The sequence below is a fragment of the Enterococcus sp. AMC1157 genome, assembly GCF_058216555.1.
On the sequence record NZ_CM177099.1, the window covers coordinates 190,203 to 212,475 of the forward strand.

At 33.5% G+C, this 22,273-nt stretch carries 22 protein-coding genes; 20 read left to right on the forward strand and 2 right to left on the reverse strand.

From position 1 onward, the window contains the following. The first annotated feature begins 2 nt into the window (after positions 1-2). The 9 genes from AC4BBX_RS00965 (at position 3) to AC4BBX_RS01005 (ending at position 9,011) form a co-directional block, all read left to right on the forward strand. Positions 3-2,309 (forward strand): CDP-glycerol glycerophosphotransferase family protein, encoded by a 2,307-nt coding sequence (locus tag AC4BBX_RS00965; RefSeq protein WP_490454617.1) that lies wholly within the window; start codon positions 3-5, stop codon positions 2,307-2,309. An 89-nt stretch (positions 2,310-2,398) separates the two neighbouring features. Further along, positions 2,399-3,634 (forward strand): endolytic transglycosylase MltG, encoded by a 1,236-nt coding sequence (mltG, locus tag AC4BBX_RS00970; protein ID WP_490454618.1) that lies wholly within the window; start codon positions 2,399-2,401, stop codon positions 3,632-3,634. A gap of 127 nt (positions 3,635-3,761) precedes the next feature. Then, positions 3,762-4,235 (forward strand): transcription elongation factor GreA, encoded by a 474-nt coding sequence (greA, locus tag AC4BBX_RS00975; protein ID WP_490454619.1) that lies wholly within the window; start codon positions 3,762-3,764, stop codon positions 4,233-4,235. Between the two features lie 285 nt (positions 4,236-4,520). Further along, positions 4,521-5,252, forward strand: coding sequence for a cell wall-active antibiotics response protein LiaF (gene liaF / locus AC4BBX_RS00980; RefSeq protein WP_490454620.1), 732 nt, complete (start codon positions 4,521-4,523; stop codon positions 5,250-5,252). Beyond that, positions 5,249-6,331, forward strand: a complete 1,083-nt coding sequence (locus AC4BBX_RS00985; RefSeq protein WP_490454621.1) for a sensor histidine kinase — start codon at positions 5,249-5,251, stop codon at positions 6,329-6,331. Before liaF ends, AC4BBX_RS00985 begins: the two co-directional genes overlap by 4 nt. Beyond that, positions 6,328-6,957: a response regulator transcription factor gene (locus AC4BBX_RS00990; protein WP_490454622.1), complete on the forward strand. Its 630-nt coding sequence runs from the start codon at positions 6,328-6,330 to the stop codon at positions 6,955-6,957. The genes AC4BBX_RS00985 and AC4BBX_RS00990 overlap by 4 nt, the downstream gene beginning before the upstream one ends. Positions 6,958-7,025: 68 nt before the next feature. Next, positions 7,026-7,691, forward strand: a complete 666-nt coding sequence (locus tag AC4BBX_RS00995) for a potassium channel family protein (RefSeq protein ID WP_490454623.1) — start codon at positions 7,026-7,028, stop codon at positions 7,689-7,691. Between the two features lie 10 nt (positions 7,692-7,701). After that, entirely contained in the window at positions 7,702-7,995 is a 294-nt protein-coding gene (locus tag AC4BBX_RS01000; RefSeq protein WP_490454624.1) for a HesB/YadR/YfhF family protein, read from the forward strand. A 65-nt stretch (positions 7,996-8,060) separates the two neighbouring features. Further along, on the forward strand, positions 8,061-9,011 hold the full coding sequence (locus AC4BBX_RS01005; RefSeq protein WP_490454625.1) for a glycosyltransferase family 2 protein: 951 nt from the start codon (positions 8,061-8,063) through the stop codon (positions 9,009-9,011). 18 nt (positions 9,012-9,029) lie between these two features. Here AC4BBX_RS01005 and AC4BBX_RS01010 read toward each other — a convergent pair whose 3' ends face one another. Together AC4BBX_RS01010 and AC4BBX_RS01015 are read right to left on the reverse strand one after the other, a co-directional pair. After that, complete coding sequence (locus tag AC4BBX_RS01010; protein WP_490454626.1) at positions 9,030-9,983, reverse strand: phosphoglycerate dehydrogenase; 954 nt, start codon at positions 9,981-9,983, stop codon at positions 9,030-9,032. A 77-nt stretch (positions 9,984-10,060) separates the two neighbouring features. After that, positions 10,061-10,852, reverse strand: coding sequence for a DUF1189 domain-containing protein (locus tag AC4BBX_RS01015; RefSeq protein ID WP_490454627.1), 792 nt, complete (start codon positions 10,850-10,852; stop codon positions 10,061-10,063). Positions 10,853-10,961: 109 nt separating this feature from the next. On the opposite strand from AC4BBX_RS01015, the gene AC4BBX_RS01020 reads away from it, so the two are divergent. From AC4BBX_RS01020 to AC4BBX_RS01070, 11 genes are all read left to right on the forward strand, one after another. Then, positions 10,962-11,390, forward strand: coding sequence for a GtrA family protein (locus AC4BBX_RS01020; protein WP_490454628.1), 429 nt, complete (start codon positions 10,962-10,964; stop codon positions 11,388-11,390). An 83-nt stretch (positions 11,391-11,473) separates the two neighbouring features. Further along, on the forward strand, positions 11,474-12,082 hold the full coding sequence (locus tag AC4BBX_RS01025; protein ID WP_490454629.1) for a superoxide dismutase: 609 nt from the start codon (positions 11,474-11,476) through the stop codon (positions 12,080-12,082). A gap of 112 nt (positions 12,083-12,194) precedes the next feature. Beyond that, positions 12,195-12,683, forward strand: coding sequence for a GNAT family N-acetyltransferase (locus AC4BBX_RS01030; protein WP_490454630.1), 489 nt, complete (start codon positions 12,195-12,197; stop codon positions 12,681-12,683). Between the two features lie 72 nt (positions 12,684-12,755). Then, positions 12,756-12,956: a cold-shock protein gene (locus AC4BBX_RS01035; protein ID WP_490454631.1), complete on the forward strand. Its 201-nt coding sequence runs from the start codon at positions 12,756-12,758 to the stop codon at positions 12,954-12,956. Positions 12,957-13,168: 212 nt separating this feature from the next. After that, on the forward strand, positions 13,169-13,582 hold the full coding sequence (tagD, locus tag AC4BBX_RS01040; protein ID WP_490454632.1) for a glycerol-3-phosphate cytidylyltransferase: 414 nt from the start codon (positions 13,169-13,171) through the stop codon (positions 13,580-13,582). A 109-nt stretch (positions 13,583-13,691) separates the two neighbouring features. Next, on the forward strand, positions 13,692-14,750 hold the full coding sequence (locus AC4BBX_RS01045) for an ABC transporter ATP-binding protein (RefSeq protein WP_490454633.1): 1,059 nt from the start codon (positions 13,692-13,694) through the stop codon (positions 14,748-14,750). Positions 14,751-14,794: 44 nt separating this feature from the next. Continuing rightward, positions 14,795-15,604 (forward strand): ABC transporter permease, encoded by an 810-nt coding sequence (locus AC4BBX_RS01050; RefSeq protein ID WP_490454634.1) that lies wholly within the window; start codon positions 14,795-14,797, stop codon positions 15,602-15,604. A 136-nt stretch (positions 15,605-15,740) separates the two neighbouring features. Then, positions 15,741-16,769, forward strand: coding sequence for an LCP family glycopolymer transferase (locus AC4BBX_RS01055; protein ID WP_490454635.1), 1,029 nt, complete (start codon positions 15,741-15,743; stop codon positions 16,767-16,769). 310 nt (positions 16,770-17,079) lie between these two features. Further along, positions 17,080-19,182 carry a peptidoglycan D,D-transpeptidase FtsI family protein gene (locus AC4BBX_RS01060; protein ID WP_490454636.1) on the forward strand — a complete coding sequence of 701 codons (2,103 nt, stop codon included), beginning with the start codon at positions 17,080-17,082 and terminating at the stop codon, positions 19,180-19,182. Positions 19,183-19,405: 223 nt separating this feature from the next. Continuing rightward, on the forward strand, positions 19,406-21,286 hold the full coding sequence (locus AC4BBX_RS01065; RefSeq protein WP_490454637.1) for an ABC-F family ATP-binding cassette domain-containing protein: 1,881 nt from the start codon (positions 19,406-19,408) through the stop codon (positions 21,284-21,286). Positions 21,287-21,312: 26 nt separating this feature from the next. Then, on the forward strand, positions 21,313-22,260 hold the full coding sequence (locus AC4BBX_RS01070; protein WP_490454638.1) for a thymidylate synthase: 948 nt from the start codon (positions 21,313-21,315) through the stop codon (positions 22,258-22,260). The last annotated feature ends 13 nt before the right edge of the window (positions 22,261-22,273 follow it).

Genomic DNA, 22,273 nt, shown 5'->3' on the forward strand with positions numbered 1-22,273 from the left:
TTATGTCAATTAAAACTAAACTACGAACTAACCTAATGACGCCCAACGAATTATACTATTTAAAAAGTCTAAAAAGGCCCATCTTAAAAAAAACTATCCTGTTAGAAGCTTCTCATGGTAGAGAGATATCAGGACATATTTTTTCATTGGCGGAAAAAATAAAAAAAGGCTACCCTGATTTTAAAATTTATATTGCCCTAAGGAAAGAAACTTCAGTTCCGAGTGATTTTGAGCCTTTTATTATCAAACACATGAGCAAGGATTATTTAAAGCTACTGGCAACTTGTGAGTATTTAATTAATGATACTTCCTTTTGGGGATTTTTTCATAAACGCAAAGACCAAAAATACTTTATTTTTTGGCATGGAACCCCTTTGAAGCATCTTGGTAAATCAACACAAGTCCAAGGTTACGGTAATGTACAGCGAAATCTTGCTGCAGCGGATAAAATTTTTGTGAGTAATGAGTTTACAAAAGAGATCATTGTTCAAGATTTTGGGATTAAAGATATTGTTGATAATCAGATTGTTGTTGCACCATCGCCTAGAAATAGCTCTTTATTTAATAATCAGGTGGTTCCTAAAAGATATTTATATATGCCAACTTGGAGAGGGGTAAATGTTTCAGATGTTTCTTTATCCAATAGAATGTTGGAGGAGCTTGAACAACTAGATAAGTTACTATTAGATGACGAGGAAATGTATGTAAAGCTACATCCTTATGAAGCCGCCTTGTTAAATTTTCAAGAACAAGGCTATCAGCACTTAAAACCTTATCCAGAAGAAACGGATCTCTACCATTTTTTACAGACAGTTGAAAAACTAGTGACTGATTATTCATCTATCATGTTTGATTTTGCAGTAACAAACCGAGAGATTGTATTATTTACTTTTGATGAACAAGAATATCAAAGTGAGCGTGGAATGTATTTAAGTGTGGATGAATTACCGTTTAATAAAGCAACAACGGCACAAAACCTCATTTATTTATTAAGAGAATCGAATAAAATAAATTATGAGAAATTACAGCAAAACTATACGCCTTATGATTCCAAATTAGGAACTACTATCGTTTTAGACTATTTGTTAGGTGATAAAAAAAGTCAATCTATTGTTGAGTATTCTAATTCGAATGGTAAAGAGAATGTTTTGATTTATGCATATCAATTAGCAGATAATGGGATTACCGCGTCACTTTTAAATCTAATGAATACAGCAGACTTAACTAAACGTAATTATATTTTAATTTGGCAAGAAGGCATGATTCCTGAAGAATTAGAATATAAAATTCAGCAGCTGCCAATTGAAATGTATACATTTATTCAAATGAAGAAAATACAAGCGACTCTTTTAGAGACAGCCCAAACTATGCTTTACATGAATCAACTACCTGCTAACAAGAATACTCTGACAAAAATGTATCAAAGAGAGTTTGATCGATTGTTTCCTAATATGAAGATAGGACACTTTATTCATTATCCGGGGTACGATCGCTCTTATGCAGTTTGGACTTGGGCTTTAAAACCATTGGGAATTCAAACGTCTATTTTTGTTCATACTGACATGGAAAAAGAATTTAAAATTAGTCCGCATTTGAAACCCAAAATTATTTTTGATGCCTACGAGCAAGCAGATCATGTCGTTTGTGTATCTAAGCCAATTGAGAAAAAGGTTTTGGGGATGGTTCCAAAGGCAAATACTATTGTGATGGAAGTATTGCTTAATATTCTCGAGGTACAGAGGATTTCAGAAATGTCTTTACCTGAGACTATACCGGTAAGTTTGTTAAAAGATTTTTCTAATGATGAAATTACTGTTTTTATTTCAGTAGGAAGATTTTCAAAGCAAAAAGGATACGATCGATTGATTAGTGCTTTTGAAAAACTTAATAATAGCGAAACAAGACTGGTATTAGTTTGTTCATACGGACCAGAAAAAGCAGCTATTGAAGAGCAGATAGCCAAAAGTTTTTTTAAAAAAAATATCTATCTTTTTGACAATCTAGTGGAACCTTATAATTTAATTAAACAAGCAAATGCTTTTGTTTTCAGTAGTCGTTATGAAGGATTAGGAATGGTTGTTTTTGAAGCTTTAGCCGTGGAGACGCCAGTAATTATGACTAATATCGAAGAAACCCTAGAAGTTTTAGAAGGAAATGACAAGACTTTGGTTGTCGATAATTCAACCGAAGGATTATTAGAAGGGTTGGAAAAATTTATAAAAATTGGTTTTAAAGGTGAAAAATTTGATTTTGAAAAACATGAAAAAGAATCTCTTCAAGTTTGGGAATCTTTATTTAGTTCAAAGTAATCTTTCATTTTTATTAAAATCATTCCACTCCTCCAGACTTTCGTGTATAATGATACAAGTTAGACACATGATAGTAAGGAGGAGTTGTTTTGAGTAACAAACAACACTCAGATAAAAAAGATTCAGTAAACAAAACGAATCTATCTAATCAAAATTTAGAAGAAGACACATTACGTTCTTCATATACAAAAAGGGAGTCAAACGGAATGGATCGATCAACTAGAAGTAATAAGAGATTAGAAAGAAGAAAAGAAGATAAAGTGGTAGGTAGAATCGTCACAATCATTGTTCTAGTTTTACTGGTTGTAGGCGGCGTGTTTGGTTTTTCTACGTATCGTTATATTTCATCTAGTTTACAACCTTTAGATGCAACCAATTCAGAAAAAGTATTAGTTAGTATACCAAGTGGTTCATCCAATAAAATGATTGGTGAAATTTTAGAGGAAGATCAAGTGATTAAAAGTGGTATGGTATTTAACTACTATACAAAATTTAACAACATGGCTGATTTCCAAGCTGGAAAATACCAAATGTCTCCAGACATGACTTTGGATGAAATTGGCGCATTACTTCAAGAAGGTGGCTTAGCTGCAGATCAAGCAGATGCTCGGATTTTAATTCCTGAAGGCTACGACGTGGATCAAGTTGGAGATGCCATTGCAGAAAATACAGATCTAAGCAAAGATGATTTCTTGGCATTGATGGTAGATCAAGATTATTTTGAAAGATTAGTTGAAAAATATCCTCGTCTTTTATCTGATGTCAGCAAAGTCAAAGAAGTCCGTTATCCATTAGAAGGGTATTTGTTCCCAGCAACCTATGATTATTATAAGGGAATGAGTTTAGAAACAATCGTTGAAGAGATGGTATTAGCGATGAATAATGTGATGTATGGCTATTATGATGAAATTGACGAATCTGATTTAAATGTTCATGAAGTGTTAACATTGGCTTCATTAGTTGAAAAAGAAGGTCAAACAGAAGAAGATCGTAAAAACATTGCACAAGTGTTTTTCAATCGTTTGGCAATCGATATGCCACTTCAGTCGGATATTTCTATCTTATATGCTCTAGGTGTTCATAAAGAACTTGTATTATTCGAAGATTTAGAAGTTGACTCACCGTATAATTTGTATCAAAATCGAGGATTTGGACCAGGACCTTTTGATAACCCAAGTCAGCAAGCGATAGAAGCAGTAATAAATCCAATCGAAAATGATTATTATTATTTTGTAGCGGATATAGATACCCAAGAAGTTTTTTATGCAGAAACTTTAGATGAGCATAATGAATTAGTCGAAAAATACGTGAATAATAAAGATTAGATAATATTAGTAACAAAAAGAGTTTACAATTGAAGAAAAGAATGGTAATCTTTTGTGGATTTAAACAAAAGATTACCATTTTACGTAGTCAAATATAATGTGGAAAGATATAAAGGAGATTTTGTTTATGGTAGAAAAAGTATACCCAATGACACTTGAAGGAAAAGAGAAGTTGGAACAAGAATTAGAAGAATTAAAAACGGTTAAACGTAGTGAAATTATTGAACGTATTAAGGTAGCTCGTAGTTTTGGTGATCTTTCTGAGAACTCTGAATACGAATCTGCAAAAGACGAGCAAGCCTTTGTAGAAGGTCGTATCACTACTTTAGAAACTATGATTCGTTTTGCAGAAATCATTGATAATAATGGTGTGGATCAAGATGAAGTTTCAATCGGTAAAACGGTTGTATTTAAAGAACTACCAGATGAAGAAGAAGAAGAATATACAATTGTGGGAAGTGCTGAAGCTGATCCATTTTCTGGTAAAATTTCGAACGATTCACCAATCGCTCAAGCGTTGATTGGTAAAAAAATAGACGACGAAGTTACTATTTCGACTCCAGGTGGGAATATGCTCGTAAAAATCATCGATGTAAAATAAGAATTAAGTTGTATTAATAGGAATAAACCAGTAAGGTTTATTCCTATTTTTTAGGTTTTCAGCCTACCGACTGATGAATTTTATTTTTTTTTTTAGTATGATTGATAGAGAAAATAAGGTGATTCATTTCATGAAGATAGTATAATAGATGAAATGTTGCGCAAGGATGTCAGTTCCACTTACTAGGAACCCCGAGCTAGTGGAATGATATACGGCATTTCAATCGGACTAAAATTTCGTTTTTTCGAAATTTTAATACATTAAAAGAAATAAGGAGGAAATTTTATGAGGAGTCCATGGCGATTCTTTTTTATAGTAGAAGCGTTGTTATTTGTTTTAGCTATTTGGCAAATCATCAATAACATTGCCTTACTTATACTATTAACTGCGGGGATTTTGACAGTATATCTTTCGTTTAGAAGAAGAAAAGAGACCAAAAATAAGCATTTTCAATTAGTCATTGGTGTACTGATGATTTTAATCAGCTTATTAAATAGTCCTGCATTATGGTTAATGGTTGTTTTTGCCATTTTATTTATCGGATTAAAAGGAGTAGAAATATCAGGAATTGATTTTTCTAGATACTCTTTTTGGAATAAGAAGCAGATGATTATGGTTGAAACGGAAGAGCCAGAAAATCATGACGGTAAAAAGAAACAGCAGAGATGGTTAGGGAATGAGCGAATTGGAAGCAAGATATATGAGTGGGATGACATTAATATTAGTGTCGTATCAGGTGATACGATCATTGATTTAGGCAATACAATATTACCAAAAAATGATAATATTATTTTAGTAAGAAAAGGACTTGGTAGAACTCGTATATTGATTCCTACTGGGATTGGTGTACAGTTAGAACATGCAACTTTTGCGGGAACGGTAACTTTTGAATCTAAAGAAACACAACTTCAAAATGAGATATTAAAGATTTATAGTAGCGATTATAGCGAGAGTCCCAGACGCTTAAAAATTATTTCAAATACACTAGTTGGCGATCTCGAGGTGATTAGAGTATGATGGTTAAAACCACGAAAACCATGATTGGTGTTTACAGTGGCATTGCAGCTTTTTTAATTTTATTGTTTGTCTTGTTTTCTTATTTTTTCGCAATAGGACAACATAGATGGTGGTTACAACTATTTCAAGTACGCATCTTTTTTGTCCCGTTGATTTTTTATTTATTGGCTCTATCTGTAGCAACAGGTTTATCAATCTTTTTATTGCTTTCATTTACACAACGACGTTTAGTAACACCTGTTGAAGAAAAACTGAGATTATTAGCCAGTGGTAATTTTGAGAGTCCTGCATTGAATGAAAAGATGCCTTTGTCAGCAAACAATAAAGATTTATTTGATATGGATCAAGACATTCATGAAGTGAGAAATAAATTAGTAGAAATGTCAACTGAGCTTCAAATTTTAAATGCACGACCACAAGTTGTGGATGGTGAAACAAAAGAAGAAATATTAGAAAATGAACGACATCGTTTAGCTAGAGAGTTACATGATTCTGTGTCTCAACAATTATTCGCGGCAATGATGATGATGTCAGCACTCAATGAACAAGCGATAAAAACCGATGCTCCCGAAGTTCAAAAAAAACAGTTGGGAATGGTCTCAGATATTATCAATGCTTCTCAATCAGAGATGCGTGCGTTATTATTACATTTAAGACCGGTTACGCTGGAAGGTAAAAGTTTGAAGCAAGGAATTGAGCAATTATTAAAAGAATTACAAACCAAAGTAAATATCGCACTTAAATGGGATATCGAGGATTTAACGATTCCTAATAGTATTGAAGATCAACTTTTTCGTGTGATTCAAGAATTACTTTCGAATACGTTACGTCACGCAAAAGCTGATGAGTTAGAAGTATACTTAAATTTAATTGACCAAAATGTTTTATTAAGAGTAATAGATGATGGTGTAGGTTTTAATGTGGAACAGCAACAACAAAAGGCTGGAAGCTACGGTTTAATGAATATTCGTGAACGGATTGCTGGAGTTGGCGGCACATTAAAAATCATTAGTTTTAAAAATCAAGGAACAAGTATAGAAATTAAAATTCCGATATTAAAGGAGGTTCCACATAGATGATAAGAGTGTTGTTGGTAGATGATCATGAAATGGTTAGATTGGGTGTGTCGTCTTATTTATTGATTCAAGAGGATATTGAAGTTGTAGGTGAGGCTGGAAACGGTCTGATTGGCTATGAGAAAGCTTTAGAACTAAGACCGGATATCATTTTAATGGATTTAGTAATGGATGAAATGGATGGTATCGAATCTACTAAATTGATATTAAAAGAATGGCCAGAAGCGAAAATTATCATTGTCACAAGTTTTATTGATGACGAAAAAGTATATCCAGCGATTGAAGCAGGAGCGGCAGGATATATGTTAAAAACATCAACTGCTCATGAAATTGCGGATGCAATCCGAGCAACACAAAAAGGTGAACGAGTGCTTGAACCAGAAGTAACAAATAAAATGATGAATCGTATGACGAATAGATCTTTCCAATTACATGAAGATTTAACGAATCGTGAACGAGAAGTATTAATGCTCATTTCTCAAGGTAAAAGTAATCAAGAAATCGCAGATGAGTTATTTATTACTTTGAAGACTGTTAAGACACATGTATCTAATATTTTATCAAAGCTTGAAGTTGATGATCGTACACAAGCAGCTATTTATGCATTTAAACATAAATTAGTTAAGTAATCTTTCTTTGAGTAAATAACAACCTTTGTTATAATGTAGAGGTATTCTTTTAAGGAGAGCGAAGGAAAATGAGACAGAATTATGCAATTATTGGTTTAGGCCGTTTTGGTGGCAGTATCTGCCGAACACTAGTGGAATCTGGTCAAGAAGTATTAGCTATTGATAGTAGTGAAGATCGGGTGAATGAATACATGAATATAGCTACTCATGCGGTCGTTGGGAATGCTCAAGATGAAATGACTTTACGCTCTTTAGGTATCAGAAATTTTGATCATGTAATTGTCGCGATTGGAGAAGACATCCAAGCAAGTATTTTAGTTACGTTGATGATTAAAGAGATGGGTGTACCAAACGTTGTTGCTAAAGCCCAAAATGAGTACCATGCACGTGTGTTGGAAAAAATTGGTGCTGATCGAGTAGTCCATCCAGAGCGCGATATGGGTGTAAGAATTGCTCATAATTTAGTATCAAAAAATATTCTGGAATTTATTGAGCTTTCTGATGAATTCTCTTTGGCTGAAATAAAAGTGGCCAATCCAAAATTTTTTAATAAGTCATTATTGGAACTTAATTTCCGTCAACGATTTGGTTTGACTGTTGTCGCTATTCGACGTGTCGGTGGTGATGTGGTAGTTTCACCAGCAGCGAATGAAATTGTCAGGGAAAATGATAATTTGTTAGTAATTGGGGATACAGATGAAGTAGATATACTTGATGAAAAATTAAATGATTAGGGGTGCCAAGATGGAGTTAACGATAACTGATGCAGCATTAAAATGGTTTGAAAAAGAGATTAAACTACAATCCGGTATGGGGATTCGTTTTTTTGGGAAAGTATATGGAAATACCCAAGTACATGATGGCTTTTCAGTAGGGATGTCAGCTGATCGACCAGAAAATCCACTATTTAAAAAACAAGTTGGCGAAATTTTATTTTTTGGTGAAGAAACGGATGATTGGTTTTTTAAAGGACTTAATATGACGGTGGATTTTGATGAAAAATTAAATGAACCTAAATATGTATTTACTGAAATATAAAAGTTTTTTAAAAGACTAATCGCTTTCGGCGATTAGTCTTTTCATTGAATACGGAGGAGTAAATTATGCGATTATCAATTGTGGTTCCATGTTATAACGAACAAGAGGCCGTACCATTGTTTGTGAATGAAGTGGAAAAGATTGTCAATCAACTGAATATTGAAGCTGAATATATTTTCATTAATGATGGTTCTACTGACCAGACCTTAAAAGTTATTCGTAAAGTATACCGTAAACTACCACATAAGATTAGATACTTGTCTTTTTCGAGAAATTTTGGAAAAGAGGCAGCTTTATATGCAGGATTAAAAGCCGCAAAAGGAGAGCTAGTAACAGTGATGGATGCAGATTTGCAAGATCCTCCTGAATTGTTACCTCAAATGATTGAAATTTTGGAGACTGGAAAATTCGATTGTGTAGGTACAAGAAGAACGAGTCGTCAAGGAGAACCAGTGATTCGTAGTTTCTTCGCACGGTTATTTTATAAAGTAATCAATCGTTTTGGGGATACATTAATGGTAGATGGTGCTCGAGACTTTCGTTTAATGACAAGGCAAATGGTTGATTCTGTTTTAGAAGTTTCTGAATACAATCGTTTCTCGAAAGGTATTTTTAGCTGGGTAGGGTTTGAGACAACCTATCTTGAATTTGAAAATCGTGAACGAATTGCTGGTAAATCATCGTGGTCTTTTTGGAGTTTATTCAAATATTCTATTGATGGAATTGTAAACTTTTCTGATGCGCCATTAAATTTTGCTTCATTTATCGGAGCTTTTTCTTGTGTGGGTGCGGGAATTTCCTTACTCTTTATTGTGATTAGAGCATTGGTTTTTGGTGATCCAACAAGTGGATGGCCATCAATGGTATCTATTATGTTATTTATGGGTGGTTTGCAATTATTGTGTTTAGGAATCATTGGTAAATACATTGGAAAAATTTTTTTAGAAACCAAAAATCGTCCAATTTATATCATTAAAGAAACTGATGAAGATCAAAAAAGAGTCGTTGACGAATAATTTCAACGACTCTTTTTTTTAATATCCTGTTTTCACATTGACCATATTGCGGACAAGAGTATTTTTTTCATTAAAGTTAGCTAAATTTTCCAAAAAGATAGGCATAAAGGCTCTTTGGAAATGTGGTGTATACCCAGAAATATGTGGGGTAATTAGGATGTTTGTTAAATCCCACAAAGGATGATCCTCAGGTAATGGTTCTTCTTCAAAGACATCTAAAGCTGCAAAAGCAATTGTTTGATTTTTTAGTGCTTGATAAATGGCTTCGGTATCCACACTAGCTCCACGTCCTACATTGATAAATGTTCCTGATGGTTTCATCAAGTTGAAAAATTCTTCATCAAATAAATGATGGGTATCTTCAGTCAGTGGTAAAATATTAATTACGACATCTGCTTTTTGAGTTTGATGAGCCAACTCGATTAAGGAGTGAGTTTCATCAAAGTAATCAATTTTTCTTCCATTGGTATTTATTCCAATCGGATGGCAGCCAAAGAATGATAGACTTTTAGCAAGACGCTGTCCAATACGTCCAGTTCCTACAATCAAGATTCGTAGGTCCTCTAAATTGCAAAAATTCTCTGAGGTATACCAGTTTTTCTTTTGCTGCTGTTCGATGGCTTCAAATAACCCTCTTGTTTTCATAAAAAGTACAGCTAATAAATGATCGGTAATCGATTGAGCGTGGATTCCACTAGCGTTAGACAATAAAATATTGTATTCGTCTAATTTTTTTAATGGTAGTGTATCTACACCAGCTGAAATGGATTGAATCCATTTTAAAGAAGTATTCGGGAAAAGTAATTTTTCTTCCCACTCTTTTTGCCACCCAATAGTAATGACAACTTTTTGCCAGTCAAATGAATCAGTAATATCCTCTTTTGAGAAAAATTGATACTCTGGCGCGATTTCTTTTGCTTGGCGAATAAATTCATCTCTAAAAGAACGTGTAGTTAAAATATACTTTGTCATCGTTGCACCCTCCAATTTAAAACTATAATCTAAGTGTAGCAAATTCTATAAAAAAAAGACATTCAAAAAAATGAATGTCAGTTAATTGGTGGTTTTCTTCGCTCAACCTGATTAAATAATATGATACAACACATAACAATGAAGAAGTTGGCATTAAATCCAGGCAAGAAAAAAGTTATGGCGGTTGTTATTAGCACTGGAATTGTGCTGATAAAAGTCAAAACTTTAAAATTATCCATTAAACGATTAGGAATTCTTCGAAAGAGATTGGAAAAATTTGCCAATAAAGCAGCCATAAAGACAATAAAAATTAAATTGATAAATGTAGGAAAAAGAACCGTTACATACACTAGAATGATTGCCCACCAAGGTGTTTGTTCTCCTGCAAGTACAGATTGTAACATCTGATTATTTAATCCGGGTAAGTTATCATACGGAATACTTAGTACATTGCTTCCGAGTAAAGCCGTAGTAATTTCATTAGCTGGCAAGGCTAAGACTAGTTTATCGGCTAACAAACCCATGCTTAGGAAATTTCCTACCATATCGTTAGGGACATCTTCAGGACTGCGAATTCCCTCGGGATCAAAGGTAAAGATAATCGAATCTGTTTGGTAAATAAATCCTTCTGTAACATCTGTCACTAAAGCGCCATTTTCAATAGTAAAATCTGGCAATTGCTCAGTGATTTCCTGTCCATCTTTTTGAATATCGCTGTAGAAGCCAATGACTTGAGTAAATAGAGGAACAGCAGCAAGTAGACTTAAAAGGAATATATAAAATATTGTTTTCCCGAAATTAAGTTTTTTTGCATGAGTTAATTGTTTAATATCTAATAAAGAATATTTTGCTAATTGAATAAGAGACATGGTAAAATCCTTTCATAATCAATGTTTAAACACTATGGTTTATTGTAGCAGAATAATTTTAGAAACAAAATGGTTAAAAAGTGAATTTTCTATGAAAAGAGGAATATGGGTGAAAGTCTTAAAAAAAGGAATCAGATGGTTGAAGAAAAACAAGCTTTATGTAATTAGTAGCTATCTTTTTTTTGGAGTATTGACAACAATTGTCAATATTATTATTCATTTCATTGGCTTAAATCTATTTTCATGGCATTATTTATTAGCAACTGTTGTTTCATGGTTTGCTGCAGTGAGTTTTGCATTTGTAACAAATAAAAAGTGGGTATTTGGTTCTATTACAACTACAAAAAAAGAATGGTTCATAGAATTTATGACGTTTATTTTCTATCGACTTGTTTCTTTGGTGATGGATATGGGGAGCATGTTGTTATTAATTGAGGTTTTTCAATTTGATAATCTTTGGGCTAAAATTGTTACCCAAATACTTGTAGTAGTCGCAAACTATTTATTTAGTAAATTGTTCATTTTTTCAAAAAAATAAAAAAAACTAAGCATATTTTTTGTAGAAAACGGTTTTGTTTGATAATCTTAACTTGTAAATAATCATTTAGGAGGAATTGATTTATGACTTACCAATTACCAGAATTACCATATGCTTATGATGCATTAGAACCACACATTGATACGGAAACAATGCACTTACATCATGACAAACACCATAACACTTATGTGACTAACTTAAATGCTGCGGTTGAAAAATATCCTGAACTTAGTGAAAAATCTGTAGAAGATTTGATTTCTGATTTATCGGCAGTTCCTGAAGACATTCGTACAGCAGTACGTAACAATGGTGGCGGACATGCAAACCATACATTGTTCTGGGAAATTATGGCTCCGAATGCTGGTGGCGAACCAGTTGGTGAATTAAAAGAAGCTATCGAAAAAACATTCGGTGGTTTTGATGAATTTAAAACTGAATTCAAAGCAGCTGCAACAACTCGCTTTGGTTCTGGTTGGGCTTGGCTAGCATTAAACAATGGTTTGTTAGAAGTTACTTCTACAGCGAATCAAGATTCTCCATTAATGGATGGTCGTACACCAATCGTTGGTTTAGATGTATGGGAACATGCATACTACCTAAACTACAAAAATGTTCGTCCGGATTACATTGATGCTTTCTGGAATCTTGTAAACTGGGAAAAAGCAAACGAAGTCTATACAGCTTCAAAATAATTAATGTTTTGATGAAGGAAAGTCCAAGGGGCTTTCCTTTTTTCGTGGACTTAAAGAAAGCTTGAGCGTATACTTAAAAGTAATTTTTGAGTAGTGTGTAGGGGGGACAGAATTGCTAGAACGAAAAGAAATACTAAATGAGTCTGATATTCAATGGTTGCACCCAGTGATTGTTGATATTTGGACAGAAGTGTTTACACCGATTATCGGTAAAGACCAAGTAGATTATATGTTGCAAAATTACCAAGGAATTGATAATATACGTCAAGAAATTCAACAAGGAGTACGTTATTTTGCTTTAATGTTTCAAAATGAATGCATAGGTTATACCGCCTATGAATTAAAAACAGACTACATTTATCTAAGTAAAATTTATATTGAAAAAGCTTATCGTGGAAAAGGTTTTATGCGAGAGATTTTTGATTGGTATGATCAATTAAGTCATCAATACCAACGAAAACAACTATTGAGAGTCAATCAAGGTAACGAAAGAGCCATTAAGGTTTATAACAAAAGAGGGTTTAAGTTAATTACTGAAGATATTGTGGATATTGGAGCAGGTTTTCAAATGGTAGATTATTTATTTGAAAAAAATAGTTGATAACGTTTTCCCCTTTGTTATAATGGAAATAGCGAGTTATTCGTTATTTTATTATTGGAGGTTTTATTTTTTATGGAACATGGAACAGTGAAATGGTTTAACAATGAAAAAGGTTTTGGCTTTATTACAGCAGATGGCGGAGATGACTTATTTGTTCATTTTTCAGCAATTCAAGGCGATGGCTTCAAATCTTTAGAAGAAGGACAAGAAGTTGAATTTACAATCGTTGAAGGCTCTCGTGGTCCTCAAGCAGCAGAAGTAACAAAAGTATAAACTTATAGAGAATTAGGGCTGTGACATTAGTCGTCGAACAGTAAAATATCCCAACAAAATTGTTGAGATATTTTTATTTTGTTTTACGTACTGTCCAGCCTTTTTTCATGTCATTTATTTAACTGTTAGTAGAGTTAGATAGGATATAATTGCTATTTCATTCAATATTTGTTATCTTCTTATATATTAAAAGAATATGGTGAGGTTATACAATGAAACGAATAATAACTTATGGAACCTTTGATTTGCTGCATTATGGACATATCAATTTACTCAAACGTGCTAAGGAACAAGGAGATTATTTAGTTGTTGCTTTGTCGACAGACGAGTTCAATTGGAATGAAAAGCAGAAAAAATGTTATTTTTCTTATGAAAAACGTAAACAATTATTGGAAGCAATTCGCTATGTCGATTTAGTCATTCCTGAAGAAGGATGGAATCAAAAAGTTCCTGATATTAAGGAATATCACATTGATACATTTGTAATGGGAGATGACTGGGCTGGAGAATTTGACTTTATTCAGGAAGAAACGACAGCAGAAGTTGTTTATTTAGCAAGAACACCAGAAATATCAACAACTCAGATCAAAAAAGATTTAGAAGCAAAAGGAAAAAAAGCCGAATAATTTTCGGCTTTTTTAATGTTTTTTTAATTCTGTTTTCTAAAATGTTGCTTATTTAAAAAATATGGTATGATAGTTGTGATTTTGTTTCCGAAAAGAGATTTAAGGATGGATGAATACATTGAACAATCAAGAAATTAAAGTGAGAAGTACTTTAGTTACCAAAGAGTACGATCTCTACAAAAAAAAATCAGATAAAGTTAAAGCATTATTTAAATTCTATCATCGAAATGTACCAAGATTTTGGGCATTAAAAGGTGTCAATTTTGAAGTCAGAGCTGGGGAATCAATTGGAATTATCGGAATTAATGGTTCTGGTAAGTCAACTTTATCCAATATTATTGGTGGAATTATTCCACCAACTTCTGGAACGATGGAAGTAAATGGTGAAACTTCTATTATTTCGATTGGAGCAGGGTTAAAATTTCAATTAACCGGTTTAGAGAATATTCGGTTGAAAGCTTTGATGTCAGGAATGACCAATAAAGAAATCGATGAGAAGTTAGACGAAATTATTGCTTTTGCTGACCTGGGGGATTTTATTAATCAACCAGTTAAAAGCTATTCTAGTGGGATGCGTTCACGACTAGGTTTTGCAATTGCGGTCCATAATAATCCTGATATTTTAGTTATTGATGAGGCTTTGTCAGTTGGGGATGAGACATTTTATCAAAAATGTGTCGATAAAATTATGGAATTCAAAGCACAAGGAAAAACAATTTTCTTCGTTAGTCACTCACTAGCCCAAGTGGAAAAATTGTGTGACAAAACAATTTGGATGCATTATGGTGATTTAAAAATGTTTGGACCAACATCGGAAGTCATGAAAGAGTATCGTGATTTTATTAATTGGTTTAAAAAACAACCGAAAAAAGATCAAAAAGTTTACCAAGACAACCAAAAAGAGAGTCAAAAATCTTTTGATTTAGATAGTTTACGTGAAACGTCTAAAGATAGTACAGAACTTCAAGAGCAACAGCTTTCTGAAAAAGAGCTAGCTAAAAACTTAGCGAGAACACCTTTAGGCGAAAAAATGAGTATACCAACAAAAGGTTTATTAGCTGCTACAATTATATTTACAATGTTTTGTATGTTGGTAACTTTTAGTGGGCGCTCATTGACTTATGGATTAACTCACCCTATTGAAACGATTACTAGTATTTTTAAATAGAAATAGATTGTTTACACAATTTAGATAGAAAAGGAAGAATTTTTGTGAAGGAAATTGTCGCTATAATAAAAGAACAATTTAAACATATGGGAATGATTTCCCGCATGTCTCGCTATGAAGATAAAGCGACTTATCAGAGTCATTATTTAGGATTAGCCTGGCAAATATTAAACCCATTAATCCAAATTGGAATCTATTATTTAGTTTTTGGGTTGGGAGTTAACCAAGGAAGAGAAATATCTGAAGTCCCATTTATTATTTGGATGTTAATCGGAATTACTGCCTGGTTTTATATAAGTTCCTCTATTTTAGGTGCTTCTAATAGTATTCATCGCCAAGTTGGAATGGTTGCTAAAATGAAATTTCCAGTAAGTGTATTACCGACGATTAATATTGTTAGTAACTTGTCTTCATACTTTCCAATGGTGATTATTGTTGTATTAACAATGTTAGGTTTTGGTATTATGCCCACAATTTACTGGATTCAGTACCTGTATTATTTCTTCTGTATGTTTGCTTTTCTTTTTGCTTTTGGCTTGTTAAATGCCACAATTACGGTCTTAATTAGGGATTATCACATATTCTTGCAATCTGTTTTACGATTGCTATTTTATGTATCAGGTCCAATTTGGGATATTCAAAATAGGAATTTACCTGTTTGGATGATTAAATTTTTAAGAATTAATCCTATTTACTACATTATTGAAGGTTTCAGAGATACTTTCTTAAGTCGTGAATGGTTCTGGCAAAAGACAGCTTATGGTTTGGTATTTTGGGGAATTGTTTTCACATTGCTGATACTAGGAAGTCATTTGCACATGAAATTCCGTGCGAAATTTGTTGATTACGTTTAAGGAGATGGCAACATCTCCTTTTCATTTATGTTTCAATTGGGTTAAGTTTTTGTAATAAAACTGTCATAATCTTGCTACATAATTAAAAATATGGCAAAATTTAATAGATTACTCCGTGAATGAAAAGAGGAACGACATGCGTTTATATCAAAAATTAATTGTGAGTATTTTAGGATTACTGGCGTTAACAGTCGTTGGCGTAACGGTATATGCTGTTCGAGCTTTTGATGAAGTTAACATTGCAGTCAACAATATTAGTCAAGCAGCTAATCGTCAAACTCAAAAAAGAGAAGTAGCTGTTAGTATTGAAGATCGAGATCCTTTTTCAATTCTTCTTTTGGGAATTGATACTGGCGCGTTGGGTCGAACAGAGCAAGGGCGTTCTGATAGTATGATGTTGGTAACTGTCAATCCTGCAAAAGAACAGTCGACTATTGTTTCTTTGGATCGAGACATAATGTCTGATATGTTGGATGGGATAACTTTTGATAAATTAAATCATGCTTATGCTTACGGTGGTGTGGAGATGTCTATGGACGTGGTTGAAAAATTATTAGATGTACCCGTCGATCACTATGTAACTATCAACATGCAAGGCATGCGAGATCTAATTGATGCTGTAGATGGCATTGAAGTAAATAATAAAATTGATTTTACTTTAGAAGGTGTTCACGTACCTGAAGGTCAGATTACATTAAACGGTAAGACTGGATTAGCTTATGCTCGTATGAGAAAAGAAGATCCAGAAGGAGACATTGGACGCCAAAGAAGACAAAGAGAAGTTTTAACAAAAATTGTTGAAAAAGTTCTGAGTATGGATGGGGTAAGTAACTACCAAAAAATCTTAAAAGCTGTAGAGAAAAATTCTAAAACAGATTTGACTTGGAATGATATGTTAGATATTGCTAAAAACTATTACCCAGCTTTTAATAGTATTGAACAGTACCAATTAGAGGGTCAAGGCGAATTAATTAATGAGATCTATTATCAAATCTTAGGTATCAATGAATTATTAGAAGTTCAAAACGTATTAAAAGAACAATTGGATTTACCTACGAATTCAGAATTGGCAATTGATCCTCAATTTGAATATTCTTATAATGGGTATATTGGGAATCAGTTTTATGATGACACAGATTATTCTGTACAAGATATTGAATATTAACAAAAAGCATGACGATTGGATGTCATGCTTTTTTATTATAATTCTTTGTTTCAAAAAAATATTGTTATCCACAATGAATATTTCGAAAAAAATGTTTCACAGTTTTTTGATAGTATTTCCCTTGAGAATACGATAATAAGAACTTTTTTCGTTAGATGGTTCAATTTTTGTGTTTTCGTGTGAAACATCTTGTTACTTTCAGTTATTATTTTTTGTATAAGGATAAAGTTATTTTATATTTTTCGCTTTTTTAATTTGAGTTTTTTGGTAAAATAGGACAAGTAGTTCAAGCTGTGAAAGGAATGTCATCATGAAGAAATTTGATCAGAATCAAGAAGAGTTATCTTCTCAACATAAATCATATCGTAAATCCCATATCCCATTTCGATTGAATTTGCTATTTTTTGTTATTTTTGGATTATTTATTACACTAATTGTTCAATTGGGATATTTACAAATTGTTAATACCGGGGCGATGGAGCAAGAAATAAAAGCTTCTTCAGTTATTAAAATTCAAGGTAGTACTCCTCGAGGAATTATTTATGATGCTTCTGGAAAACCTTTGGTATCAAATCATGCAAATACAGCCATCACGTTTACACGTCAACTTGAAATGACGGCTGCTGACTTGCTGGATATTACTGAAAAGTTAAGTGAACTGCTTACAGTCGAAGTAGACGAAAATTTGACAGAACGTGACTTAAAAGATTACTGGTTGGCAAATGAGGAACATTTAAAAGAAGCGCAAGAACGAATTGTAGATGATGAAAATCCAGAAGATTTAAGTGAATATGATTTAATTCTTAGTAAGGTTGATTCTGAAGAAATTCAGTTTTCACAAGAGCAATTAGTTGAAGCAACTATTTTTAAACGCTTGAATAGTGCCCAACAATTAAGAACGGTGTTTGTTAAAAATCAAGACGTAACTGATCAAGAAGTTGCTTTGGTTGCGGAACGAATTCAAGACCTCCCTGGTATTTCTACAGGAATGGATTGGGAACGAGAAGTTGTTACTGACAATGATGGTTTGAAGAATATCATTGGACGGGTGTCTGAAGGACTAAGATCAGAAAATGCAGATGAATATTTAGAAAAAGGGTATTCTCTTGATGATCGTGTAGGAACAAGCTTTTTGGAAAGACAATATGAGGATGTTCTTCAAGGGATTCGCTCACAACAAGAAATTACCTTAACAAATGAAGGACGAATTCAGAAGCAAGAAGAAGTTTTCTCTGGTGAAAAAGGCGACAATTTGGTTCTTTCAATTGATACGGAATTTCAAGCTAGAATGGATAAAATTTTAGAAGATGTTTATCGAGGATTGATGAATTCGAATGCTGCTGAATATTCTCCGGGAGTCTATGCTGTCGCTATGAATCCACAGACAGGTAGTATCTTGGCAATGTCAGGTTTCTATCATGACATTGAAGAAAATGAGTTATACGATGATACGATCGGAGTCTATCAACATGCCTTTGAACCCGGATCTGTGATGAAAGCAGCCACGTTAACAGCTGGTTGGCAGAGTGGTGTATTGAATGGTAATGAAGTTCTTTATGATCAGCCAATCTATTTAGAAGGGGCAAATCCTAAAGGTTCGATTTACAATAGAAACGGTCAAAATAATCGTAATATTTCAGCAGTGCAATCTTTGGAATTTTCTTCCAACTCATATATGATGCAAATTGCTTTACGAATACTTGGAATTAATTATCAAGGAAACAAAATCTACATGCCAAGTGTAACTACACAGGAAGAAGCCTATGATAAACTTCGTGCTGCTTTGGGTTCCTATGGTTTAGGTGTATCTACAGGAATTGATCTACCAAATGAAGCAACAGGTTATCAACCAGAAGTCTCTTCATTGTCTGATGCAGCCAATCAAGCCGGTTTGATTCTCGATTTATCTTTCGGACAATATGATACGTATACTGCTATGCAATTAGGACAGTATGTATCGACAATTGCAAATGGCGGAAAAAGAATGCAACCTCATATTGTTGAAGGAATCTATGGGAATGACGAATATGGTAATTTAGGGGAATTAAAAGAAAAAATTGAACCCAAAGTATTAAGTGAAGTTGATCTTTCGGAAGCAGAAATGGATCTTCTTCAAGAAGGTTTTTATCAAATGGTTCATGGAACAGATGGTTTAACTACGGGTCGTCCGTTAAGAAATGCTAAAATGGATCTTGCTGGGAAATCAGGAACGGCCGAAAAAGTTGTTTTTGATGACAATGGAGAACAAATTGAAGTTGTCAATTTAAACATGGTAGCTTATGGACCAACAGAAAACCCTGAAATTGCGGTAGCCGTGGTGGTTCCTCAAATTTTAGCAACAGAAAAAAGTAACCCTAACTATGATATTACTGTTCAAATTATGGATGCCTATTATGATTTATATCTAAAATAAAGAAAAATTAGAGCTGAGAGGCTCTCTTTTTTTGCAATTATTTAGCAATTGAGAAATGAAATATTATCATGTAAAATTCTTATAATTATTTCTCAAAGTCCTACTGAAGTCTATTAATTAGAATTTATGTACAAAGGAACTAGATTTTTAATTTTGCTCTGATTCTCAATGATAGTTCTTCTATTTTTATGTTACAATAACGGAAGGAAATGGAGGAGTTTCTGTGAAGGAATTAAAAGTAAGTGAGTTGATAAAAACTTACGGAGATAAAACGCTTTTTGATCAGATTTCCTTTTTGATTCACGAAAAAGATCGTGTAGGTCTGATTGGTGTGAATGGAACCGGGAAAACAAGTCTATTATCGATCTTATCTGGAAAAGAAAGTGGCGATGGTGATCGTCAGACGGTCTTTTATCCAAGTGATTATCGTATAGGGTATTTATCACAAGCAACGATGTTTGATGAAAATCAAAGTGTATTAGAGACTGTTTTTCAAGGTGAAAGTGAACAATTAAAAACCGTTAAAAGATATGAACAAGCATTATTGGCTTTGGAATCAAATGGTGAAGATAGCTCGGTACAACGAGAATACACTTTAGCTGAAGAAGCCATGAATGAAAAAGATGCGTGGTTAGCAGATACAAATGCCAAAATTATTTTACAAAAATTAGGGATTAGTCAATTACACAAACGGATGGGTGAGTTATCAGGTGGACAACAAAAAAGAGTTGGCTTAGCTCAAGTATTAATTGATGAGCCCGATTTATTATTGTTAGATGAACCAACGAACCATTTAGATTATAAAGCGATTCAATGGTTAGAGGGATATTTAAATCAGTACCGAGGAGCCTTATTGATGGTTACCCATGATCGCTACTTTTTAGATCGAGTAACGAATCGAATCTTTGAGCTTTCTTTTGGTCAATTGCATGAATATCAAGGAAACTATGAAGCTTATGTATTAGAACGTGCTGAAAGAGATCGTGTGGAAAATGAACAGGAACAAAAGCGTAAGCAATTATACAAACAAGAATTAGCCTGGATGCGTGCTGGTGCAAAAGCTCGTACAACAAAACAACAAGCGCGTATCAATCGTTTTGAAGACTTAAAAGAAAATCTTCATCAAGTCAAAAACAATGGCGAAGTTGAGATTGATATTGCCACCAAACGTTTAGGTAAAAAAGTCTTAGAAATTAAAAATGGCGAATTTCAAATAGAAAATAAAAAAATTCTTTCTGATTTTGACTTACTAATTCAATCCAGAGAGCGTTTAGGAATTACTGGAGAAAATGGTGCAGGTAAATCAACCCTATTAAATATTTTGACCGGTCGATTAAAATTAGATGCAGGAGAATTAATCGCAGGTGAAACCGTTCGTTTAGCGTATTATACTCAACAAAATGAAGAAATGAATCCTGAGCAACGTATGATTGCTTACTTACAAGAAGCTGCCGAAGAAGTTCGTCGAAGTGATGGGTCACAAATCAGTGTAGCAGAAATGCTTGAACGTTTTTTGTTTCCTCGTTTTATGCATGGAACAAAAATCGGTAAACTTTCTGGTGGTGAAAGACGTCGCTTATATCTGCTAAAATTATTAATTGGTCAACCAAATGTCTTATTATTAGATGAACCTACCAACGATTTGGATATTGACACATTGACAGTTTTGGAAGATTACTTAGAGTCTTTTCCTGGTGCTGTGATTACAGTTTCTCATGATCGCTATTTTTTAGATAAAGTGGCAGAAAAATTATTGATCTTTAAGGGCAAAGGGAAAATTGACAGTTATTTTGGCTCGATTAATGAGTATTTGCAAGAACAACCCAAAGAGATTTCATTCAAACCAAAAGCAGCGCCTACTCCAGCACCAACAGAATCTAAAAAGAAAAAATTGAGTTATATGGAGAAAAAAGAATGGGAGACCATTGAGGACGAAATTGCTGAATTGGAAGAAAGTGTAGAATCTTTGACAGAAGAAATGAATCATCAAGGAGATAATTTTACACGCTTGCAAGAACTACAAAATCAGATAAATGAAGCTGAATCACAATTGGAAATCAAAATGGAACGTTGGGAATATTTAAGTGAATTAGCTGATAATTGATAGACAATAAAAAAGGTGGAGAAGAAATGGAACAAGCTTATCTAGAATTGGGAAGAAAAATTCTTGAAGAAGGTAATCAAAAAGGAGATCGTACTGGTACAGGTACTAAAAGTATTTTTGGCCATCAAATGCGTTTTGATTTAAGTCAAGGTTTTCCGTTATTGACTACTAAACGTGTTCCTTTTGGTTTAATCAAAAGTGAACTGCTTTGGTTTTTAAAAGGAGACACCAATATTCGCTATCTTTTACAACACAACAATCATATTTGGGATGAATGGGCTTTTGATCGTTATATAAAAAGTGCGGATTATCAGGGACCAGATATGACGGATTTTGGTCGTCGTTCTTTAGTGGATGAAGCTTTTAACGAGCAATATCAAGTAGAACTAGAGACGTTTTGTCAAAAAGTCATTGATGATGAAGCATTTGCCTTAAAACACGGCGATTTAGGGAAAGTTTATGGGTATCAATGGCGACATTGGGAAACATCCAAGGGCGGTTTTATTGATCAAATCAGAGAAGTAATAGAAATGATTAAAACTACACCTGATTCTAGACGGTTAATTGTTTCTGCTTGGAATCCTGAAGACGTGCCAACCATGGCCTTGCCCCCTTGCCATACGATGTTTCAATTTTATGTGAATGATGGTCGTCTGAGCTGTCAATTATATCAGCGAAGTGCGGATGTTTTCTTGGGTGTTCCTTTTAATATTGCCAGTTATGCATTATTAACGCATTTAGTTGCCCATGAAACTGGACTAAAAGTAGGTGATTTTGTTCATACTCTTGGGGATGCACATCTCTATAATAACCATTTTGAGCAAATGAAAGAGCAATTATCTAGAGAAGTAAGACAAGCACCAACACTTATCTTAAATGAAGAGAAGCAATCAATTTTTGATTTTGAGATGGAAGACATACGTGTCGAAGGATATCAACCACACCCAACAATTAAAGCACCGATTGCTGTGTAATGAAAGGAGACCA